General features: G+C 37.9%; 9 protein-coding genes. 4 read left to right on the top strand and 5 right to left on the bottom strand.

The window, feature by feature from the left end:
• Positions 1-5: 5 nt before the first annotated feature.
• The 3 genes from ligA to C568_RS0121055 are packed head-to-tail and all read right to left on the bottom strand — an operon-like array spanning position 6 to position 4,963.
• Positions 6-2,015: an NAD-dependent DNA ligase LigA gene (gene ligA / locus C568_RS0121045; RefSeq protein ID WP_006093215.1), complete on the bottom strand. Its 2,010-nt coding sequence runs from the start codon at positions 2,013-2,015 to the stop codon at positions 6-8.
• A 14-nt stretch (positions 2,016-2,029) separates the two neighbouring features.
• Entirely contained in the window at positions 2,030-4,261 is a 2,232-nt protein-coding gene (pcrA, locus tag C568_RS0121050) for a DNA helicase PcrA (RefSeq protein WP_029427567.1), read from the bottom strand.
• Between the two features lie 12 nt (positions 4,262-4,273).
• Positions 4,274-4,963 carry a heptaprenylglyceryl phosphate synthase gene (locus tag C568_RS0121055; RefSeq protein ID WP_003194625.1) on the bottom strand — a complete coding sequence of 230 codons (690 nt, stop codon included), beginning with the start codon at positions 4,961-4,963 and terminating at the stop codon, positions 4,274-4,276.
• Positions 4,964-5,320: 357 nt separating this feature from the next.
• Here C568_RS0121055 and C568_RS0121060 point away from each other — a divergent pair, with 357 nt between their 5' ends.
• Positions 5,321-5,701 (top strand): YgaP family membrane protein, encoded by a 381-nt coding sequence (locus tag C568_RS0121060; RefSeq protein ID WP_018782637.1) that lies wholly within the window; start codon positions 5,321-5,323, stop codon positions 5,699-5,701.
• A gap of 196 nt (positions 5,702-5,897) precedes the next feature.
• Here the strand turns inward: C568_RS0121060 and C568_RS35665 are convergent, their stop codons facing one another.
• Positions 5,898-6,056 (bottom strand): DUF6241 domain-containing protein, encoded by a 159-nt coding sequence (locus tag C568_RS35665; RefSeq protein ID WP_231398951.1) that lies wholly within the window; start codon positions 6,054-6,056, stop codon positions 5,898-5,900.
• The gene (locus C568_RS36530; RefSeq protein WP_371399185.1) at positions 6,040-6,138 is read right to left on the bottom strand and encodes a DUF6241 domain-containing protein; all 99 of its coding nucleotides are present in this window, start codon (positions 6,136-6,138) and stop codon (positions 6,040-6,042) included. The genes C568_RS35665 and C568_RS36530 overlap by 17 nt, the downstream gene beginning before the upstream one ends.
• A 357-nt stretch (positions 6,139-6,495) precedes the next feature.
• On the opposite strand from C568_RS36530, the gene C568_RS0121070 reads away from it, so the two are divergent.
• The 3 genes from C568_RS0121070 to C568_RS0121080 form a co-directional block, all read left to right on the top strand.
• Positions 6,496-7,341: an SPFH domain-containing protein gene (locus C568_RS0121070; RefSeq protein ID WP_006093212.1), complete on the top strand. Its 846-nt coding sequence runs from the start codon at positions 6,496-6,498 to the stop codon at positions 7,339-7,341.
• Between the two features lie 15 nt (positions 7,342-7,356).
• The gene (locus tag C568_RS33380; protein WP_003194620.1) at positions 7,357-7,521 is read left to right on the top strand and encodes a toxin-antitoxin system HicB family antitoxin; all 165 of its coding nucleotides are present in this window, start codon (positions 7,357-7,359) and stop codon (positions 7,519-7,521) included.
• Between the two features lie 566 nt (positions 7,522-8,087).
• Positions 8,088-8,314 (top strand): hypothetical protein (locus tag C568_RS0121080; protein WP_018782638.1); only part of this gene is annotated, 227 nt, incomplete at its 3' end.

An 8,314-nucleotide genomic window follows, 5' to 3' on the forward strand; every position in this document is an offset into this window, starting at 1 on the left:
ACCTCTTACTTATTCAGCTCTTGTAAGAACCTCTCTTCATTCCAAACCTCAATATTATGTTTCTCTGCTTGTGCTAATTTTGACCCTGCCGCTTCACCAGCAACGACTAAATCAGTACTTTTACTTACACTACCTGTTACTTTTCCACCTAGCTCTTCAATCTTTTTCTTCGCTTCGCTACGCCCCATAACTTCTAGTTTCCCTGTTAGAACGATTGTTTTTCCAGCGAAGTAAGATGCAATATTTTGTAAATCAGCACGTTTTATGCCTTTGTAGGTCATGTTAACACCGTACTCTTTAAATTGTTGTAATAATTCTAACACGTCTTCATTATCAAAGTACGTTACAATTGATTGGGCCATTTTCTCGCCAATTTCATTAATCTCTTTTAACTCTTCTTCTGTTGCTTTCACAAGATGATCCATCGTTTCAAAATGCTCAGCTAACGTGCGAGCCGCTTTTGCACCGACATGACGAATACCAAGTCCAAATAATAGACGCTCCAACGAATTTTCCTTAGAAGTTTCAATTGCTTGTACTAATTTAGATGCTGATTTCTCACCAAAACGCTCTAATTGTAACAATTGCTCTTGCGTTAATGGATACAAATCTGCGAATGTCCGAATATAATCTGCCTCAAAGAGCTGTGTAATAACACGCTCTCCAAGCCCATCAATATTCATTGCATTTCTTGAAACAAAATGAATCAATCCTTCACGAATTTGCGCTGGACATGCTGGATTAATACAACGCAGAGCTACCTCTTCTTCTAAACGAACCAGTTCACTGTCACAAGCCGGACAATGCGTTGGCATATGATACTCTTCTTCTTCACCAGTACGTTTATCGAAAATAACATTAACTACTTCTGGAATAATGTCTCCAGCCTTTTTCACAATAACGTAGTCACCAATTCGAATATCTTTTTCACGAATTAGATCCTCGTTATGTAGAGATGCACGGCGGACAATTGTTCCTGCCACTCGAACTGGCTCTAGTTCTGCCGTCGGTGTCACAACCCCTGTGCGTCCCACGCTCAGTTCAATACCTGTTAATCTCGTTACAACTTCTTCTGCCGGAAACTTATAAGCAATTGCCCAGCGTGGACTCTTTGCTGTTGTTCCTAAACTATCTTGCAAGGCCACATCATCTACTTTAATTACGATTCCATCAATCTCATAATTAAGATTCGGGCGCTTTTCCTGCCATTCTTCTACATAAGCGATTACATCTTCAATTGTTTCACATGTGCGGCGATTTGGATTCGTTTTAAACCCAAGCTCGCCTAAGAAGTTTAATGATTCGCTATGTGATGCAATCGTCTTTTCTTTCACATCAGCAAGGCCGTACACAAACATTGACAAATTACGCTTCGCAGCAATTTTCGGATCAAGCTGGCGAAGTGATCCTGCTGCTGCATTACGTGGATTTGCAAAAACTGCCTCGCCATTTTGTTCTTTCTCTTCGTTTAATTTTACAAAAGAACGCTTTGGCATATATGCTTCACCGCGCGCTTCTAATGTTACTTCTTCTTTCAAACGAAGAGGGATCGCTTTAATTGTTTTTAAATTTTGCGTAATATCTTCACCAGTTACGCCATCGCCACGTGTTGCGCCTTGAACGAAGCGTCCTTTTTCATAATGAAGGGAAACAGCAAGACCGTCAATTTTTAGTTCACATATATATCTTACATTTGAATCATCAATTCCTTGACGTACTCTGCGATCAAAATCACGTAAATCTCCTTCATTAAAGGCATTTCCTAAACTTAACATCGGCGATTTGTGCGTTACTTTTTCAAATATATCAAGCACTGCTCCCCCAACTCGAACGGTGGGAGAGTCTTCTATTAAAAATTCTGGGTTCTCTGCTTCTAATTTTATAAGCTCCTGCATATCACGGTCGTATTCCGCATCAGAAACAGAAGGATTGTCTAATACGTGATATTGATAGTTGAATGCATTTAACATATCACGAAGTTCTTCTATACGCTGCTTTGCCTCTTCTTTTGACATATCCTTACTCCTTTCTATTGTTTCGTTACAGGTGCAAATTTTGCTAATAAGCGTTTAATGCCAATTGGACTTGGGAATGCAATATCTAATTCTTTTGCATCTCCTTCACCTTTCACACTTACAACTGTACCAACACCCCATTTTTGATGGGACGCTTTATCACCTACAGCCCAGCCAATTTGCTCTCCTCCTGTCGTTTTCACAGTTGGACGCACAAATGCAGAGCGGGAACGTGTTGTCGTTGTTGCCCCAGCCGATCTTCCTTTTGCACTAAATGTCTCACGCTTTGGCGCTGTTTCATTTAATGGTTCTAGCAACTCCGTAGGAATTTCTGAAATAAATCGAGATGCTGCATTCATATTTGTTCTACCGAATAACGTACGCATTTGGGCATTTGATAAATATAACTCTTCTTCCGCACGAGTAATACCTACATAAGCAAGACGGCGTTCCTCTTGCATTTCATCTTCTTCCATAAGAGAGCGAGTATGCGGGAACACTCCTTCTTCTAGTCCAATAATAAAGACAACTGGGAATTCAAGTCCCTTTGCCGAGTGCATCGTCATTAAAATAACTTCTTCACCCGCAGTTGGATCCTCATCCACGCGATCAATATCTGCTACAAGTGCCAAATCTGTTAAGAAAGCAACAAGACTCTTATCTTCACTTTGCGATTCAAATGTCTGTGTAACAGATAAAAACTCATCTAAGTTTTCAAGTCGTCCTTCTGCTTCTAAAGAACGTTCATTCTTTAGCATATCGCGGTAACCCGTTTTCTCAATCACTTCTTCTACTAGTTCCGTAACAGATAAGTATTCTTGCATGTTTACCCAGTTGTGTAATTGACTTGCAAATTCTTTTACTGCTTTTGTGATTTTTGCACTTACTCCGACATGTTCAATTTCATCCATTACAGCCGTTAATGAAATCCCATTTTGCACGCCGTAGTTAATAATTTTATCGATAGACGTGGCACCGATTCCTCGCTTCGGCATGTTAATAATACGTGCGAAGCTAATCTCATCATCTGGATTTGCAATTAAACGTAAGTATGCCAAAATATCTTTAATCTCTTTACGATCATAGAACTTAATGCCGCCGACAATTTTATATGGAATATTAGACTTTAAGAAAATCTCCTCGACCATACGAGACTGGGCGTTCGTACGATACAGAACCGCAAAATCTGTATATTTTCGATTTCCCATTTGAATTTCATCGCGAATTTTTTTTGCAACAAAATATGCTTCATCCTTTTCCGTTGCAGCACGGTAATACGAAATCTTACTTCCAATTTGATTGTCTGTCCATAATTTTTTCGGTTTACGATTTGAATTATTTTCAATTACAGCATTAGCCGCATTTAAAATATTTTGTGATGAACGGTAGTTTTGCTCTAACAAGATAACCTGTGCATTTTCGTAGTCTTTTTCAAATGACAAAATGTTAGAAATGTCCGCCCCACGCCAACGATAAATGGACTGGTCAGAATCACCAACAACACAAAGGTTTTTAAAGCGAGCAGCTAATTTATTTACAAGAATGTATTGGGCTCTATTCGTATCTTGGTACTCATCCACATGAATATATTGGAACTTACGCTGATAGAATTCCAATACTTCTGGAACACGTTCAAATAAATGGATCGTCGTCATAATTAAATCATCAAAATCTAATGAGTTATTTTTCAAAAGACGTTTTTGATATTCTGTATATACATCGCTTGTTAATTTTTCAAATGGATCCGCAATTGAAATTTGCTTTGCATATTTATCAGCAGATAACAATTCATTCTTTGCATTACTAATACCAGATAAAATAGAACGTGGATCGAATTTTTTCGGATCAATATTACGCTCTTTCATAATCTTTTTTACAACTGTAAGTTGATCACTTGCATCTAAAATCGTAAAGTTACGATTAATTCCGATACGATCAATGTCACGTCGTAAAATACGTACGCACATTGAGTGGAACGTAGAAATCCAAATATCTTCCGCTTCCGGGCCAACAAGCTTATCGATACGTTCACGCATTTCACGAGCCGCTTTATTTGTAAAAGTAATTGCTAATACATTCCAAGGTGCTACACCTTTTTCACCAAGTAAGTATGCGATGCGATGTGTTAGCACACGCGTCTTACCACTACCAGCACCTGCCATTAATAGAAGTGGTCCGTTTGTTGTTTGCACTGCCTTTTGTTGCTGAGGATTTAAACCATTTAATAATTTATCAGTTATACTCATATGTGCCTGCACCTACTCTCCTTTTACAGCTTTTACTGTTTGTAAAGCTGCCTTTATATCATCATAAATTACATTTCCTACAACGACTGTATCAGCGTACTGTGCCATTTCTTTTGCTTCTTTCGCACTTGAAATTCCACCGCCGTAATACAACTTTGCTTGTTGTAATTCTGCTTTTACATTTTTAACGAGTTCAATATCTCCGTAAGTACCACTATATTCTAAGTAAAAAATCGGCAACTTCAGAAGCTTGTCTGCCATACGTGCATATGCAATCACATCATCTTCTGTTAAATCACATTTCGCCTCTGTAAGCTGAGCTACTTTTGCTTCTGGATTTAAAACACAATATCCTTCCATGAAAATTTCATCCCAGTTCATAATATCCCCGAATTCTTTCAATGCCTCATGATGAATTCCCGTTATCCATTCCACTTTTGAGCTGTTTAAAACACTTGGAATGTAATAAAAATCAAACCCTGGTGTAAGAGCTTCAAGATCAGAAACCTCTAACACACAAGGAACTGCATATCTACGAATGCTTACTAGCATGTGTAATACATTATCAATTGTTACCCCGTCACTTCCGCCTACAATCACTGCGTCTGTTCCAGATTCACAAATCATTTCTAAATGTTCATCGCTTAATTCCTTATTCGGATCAAGTTTAAATACATGTTTCCACTGTGAAATATCGTACATGAAAACACCCTTTCTTTTGTCTATTCACCTTTATGTGCTGGTTCAAAAAGGAGGATCTAGAGAGCCGAGCTATTCGAGGCGCTGCAGCCAGGAGGACACGGAGTGTAGCTATATACTACATGAGTACCGGACTGGCAAAGCAACGAAGAAATGCGAAGGTTATCTTGACCGGACTTTTTAAACTTCCTTTTATGCATTCTTACATTATAACAAAAAAAGACACCTATACACACGTCCAATCCAACATCTTTTTCACCGTCAAATGTTGGATTACATATCACGAAACTTACGTGGAATAATAACAACTGAAATAGTGTTTGCTATTTCTAAGCTGACGAAGAAGGAGTGTTTTCTTTGATGAAGCAAAACATCGGCATAATGAATGCTCTAATCCGAATTACACTCGGTTTAGTTGTACTAAGTTGTAGCACAGCTAAACTCACACGTAAACCATGGTGCACTTGGTCAAAGATTTTGCTGTGGCTTGGTGCAATGAAAATTGCAGAAGGAATCTTGCGTTTCTGTCCTATTACTGAAGCATGTAAATTTGGAAAATATATAAACATGGGTGCCTTAAAAATACCTAGCATGGATTTTAATAAAAAAGGACATGCTAAACAAGAAGAAGTAAGTCACACTTCCAGTCCTGACAAACCAGGATCAAAAGGAAGTTATGATGCTTCTGACAAAGAGATTGAGTCAGCGATTGAAGAAGCAATCCTGGCGAAACCGCTTTGAATCATTTGTCACGATGCAAGATGCTCTCAAAGAGACTTAGCTGCTGCAGTGGGCGGCTAAGTCTTCTTTATTTTATCACAAAACAGAACTAATGTTCCTTTTGTTTTATTTCCCCTAAGAGATTCCACTAAAAAAAGAGCGGATTTTTTTGCTCTTTACTTTCCTTGTGTTTGAATGAATTCTTGCTCTGGATTTGTTAATTTGTAGGCTTTACCAGTGTTACCGCCTTGTATTTCCCAAAAAAATTATGCTCCTCAACCGCTTGAGTGAAATCACCTTTCTCCCATCTATCTAAGATTTCAACGTATTGTGGCTTGTATTGCAGAAGATCGCTTTTTTCAACCAGTTCTCGCACCTTTTTTAATGTTCTTCGAATTCATTTCAATAAATCCTCGCCTTTCGGAGACTAATACTTTTTGATGAGTCATTTTATGCATTGAATCAATTACAACACCCTCAGAATTTAATAAAGTGAAACTTTAATCAGTGGAGGTTTTCTTCATCCCCCACTGATTATTAGCCCGTACCAATCGAGCTTTTACGGGCAGCCCGACCCCCATCTAATCTCTTTGCTTTTACTGGATTCTGAGGTGGAGGTCTTACTGCCCGTTAATGCGGGATAAATAACTGTAGCTATATATTAATTTGAGATGTATCGCGCCGCACACCTAAAAAACTAATTTCCCACTCTTCTAAGAAATATTTTTTATTATTTTCAGAAAATAAGATTTTCCTCCCTTGCATTCGATGATATAAAAGTGATATCATTTTTATATCAGAAGGAGGCGATTAGTATGAGAGAAAAACAAGTGTTTTATGTAAATGGTTTTCTAGGTATTATTGGTCTTTTAGCTTTAGCCGGTATCGGTGTATTTTGCCTCGTACAAGAAATATTTGTAGTAGCTGTACTTTGTCTAATTTTAGCTGCTATTCTTGCCACCGGTATTGGGATTGTCCAACCAAATCAAGCAAAAGTGATTACGTTTTTTGGGAACTATTTAGGAACAATCCGTCAAAATGGATTATTTTTAACAATTCCATTCGCACTTCGTCAAACTGTTTCTCTTCGCGTTGAAAACTTTAATAGTAAAAAACTAAAGGTAAATGATGTAGATGGGAACCCGATTGAAATTGCAGCTGTTGTCGTTTATAAAGTTGTCGATTCAGCAAAAGCGATTTTTGGGGTTGAACATTATGATGAATTCGTAGAAATTCAAAGTGAAACAGCAATTCGCCACGTTGCAACGAAATATCCGTATGATAATTTTCAAGATGACAATTGCATTACACTACGTGGAAATGCCGAAGAAATCTCTGAGGAACTAAGACGCGAATTAGAAGCGCGCTTAGATATTGCTGGTGTAGAGGTACTAGAAACTCGTTTAACACATTTAGCTTATGCAACAGAGATTGCCCATGCAATGCTTCAGCGTCAACAAGCGAAAGCTGTTTTAGCAGCACGAAAAGAGATTGTCGAAGGTGCTGTAAAAATGGCGAAAGATTCCATTCATATGTTAGATGAAGAAGGCGTACTCGATTTAGATGACGAGCGTAAAGCGAACATGGTTAACAACTTATTGGTTGCCATCGTTTCAGATAAAGGTGCACAGCCAGTGATTAACACAGGAAGTCTATATTAAAGGTTGTAGGTAATTATGGCCAAAAAGAAAAGCTTTCCATTACGTATTGATCCTGAATTACATGCAGTCATCGAAAAATGGGCAAATGATGAATTTCGTAGCGTTAACGCTCACATCGAGTATTTACTTCGAGAAATGGCAAAGCAAAAAGGAAAACTAAAAAAAGAGAAAGAGTCTTAAGTTTATATTCAGTGGTTCTCTTCCCTACACAAAAAAAGCAACTAAATTTAGTTGCTTTTTCTAATTATTAAAAATAAAATCACCAATAAACTTTATGATTTCCATATAACACTGATTATGGAATACAGGCTTTATAACAGATACAACAATAATACGAGAAACAGACTTAAAAAAATAAAAACTTTCCACTTATACGATTATTAAAAAACAACCTAAACATTTAGGATTCTTTCCCTTTTTCGAATGTAAAATTCATTATATTTTTTTATATTCCTATCCTAATAAACACTGACCTCATCTCAATTTTACTGATATTCTCAACAACAACAGTATACATTCAGGCCGTTTCTTTATCTCTTTTCTTTATTATAGCTGACTACAATCTCATAATATTCATCAAGGTCAATAGCATAAGCTTTTAATTCTTTTCATACTAGCCTTCCTTAGTTCACATAACGGGCGATTTCAGTAGCTAGTTTGCCTAATTTCAAAGGAGAATAAGCTCTTTTATTCTCTTTAAGCATAGCATGTAAAAGAATATGAATTTATAAAAAGTAGGTGAAAACATGACATTAGATTCTCAACGTATTATAGGTTTCCCTGGTATGGGTATGGGTGGTTTCTCTGGTATGGGCATGGGCGGTTTCCCCGGTATGGGCATGGGCGGTTTCCCTGGTATGGGCATGGGTGGTTTCCCCGGTATGGGTATGGGCGGTTTCCCTGGTATGGGCATGGGCGGTTTCCCTGGTATGGGCATGGGCGGTTTCCCCGGTATGGGCATGGGCGGTTTCCC

This window comes from Bacillus sp. 95MFCvi2.1 (assembly GCF_000374965.1).
Lineage (GTDB): Bacteria > Bacillota > Bacilli > Bacillales > Bacillaceae_G > Bacillus_A > Bacillus_A pseudomycoides.